Raw genomic sequence first — 559 nt, forward strand, 5'->3', positions numbered from 1 at the left:
CTGCGCCTGGCCGGCAGCGGCGCGGCGGCGCTGCTGATCAGCAGCGTGGTCGGTGCGGTGCTGGCGCGCGGGACCGATGGCGGCAGCCTGGCGCTGCAGGCCAGCGCGGTGCTGGCGGCGGTGGCGATGCTGTGCGCCTGGCAGTTGCAGCGGGTGCTGCGCCATCACGCCAATGCGCACCCGGCCCCGGCCGACGCCACGGCTGTGCTCGCGATCGACCGAGCGCCCTCGTGGCGCGCGATTCCCTGGCAGCCGCTGGCACTGATCGCAGCGGTCTCGCTGACCCTGCCCGCGTTCACCAAGCTCGCCCCGTACGTGGCTGCCTACGGCCTGCTCTCGCCCGGCTGGGGCAGCGCGGTCCTGATCGCCTATGCGCTCGGCACGGTCCTGGTGCAGCCGCTGGCCGCGCGCTGGGGCCGGCAGCGCACGCCGACGCAACGGCTGGCCTGGCTCGGCGGCGCCCTGTTGCTGTGCGCGCCGCTGTTCGCCCTGGCGTTGCCGGCGCAGCCGCTGCTGAGCCTGGCCGCAGCGGCCTGCATCGGCGCCATCGGCGGGAGCG

At 76.2% G+C, this 559-nt stretch carries 1 pseudogene; it reads left to right on the forward strand.

From position 1 onward, the window contains the following. A pseudogene (locus D588_RS0118560) lies at positions 1–559 on the forward strand (hypothetical protein); the annotation flags it as partial.

The organism is Xanthomonas sp. SHU 308, assembly GCF_000364645.1.
Classification (GTDB): Bacteria; Pseudomonadota; Gammaproteobacteria; order Xanthomonadales; family Xanthomonadaceae; genus Xanthomonas_A; species Xanthomonas_A sontii.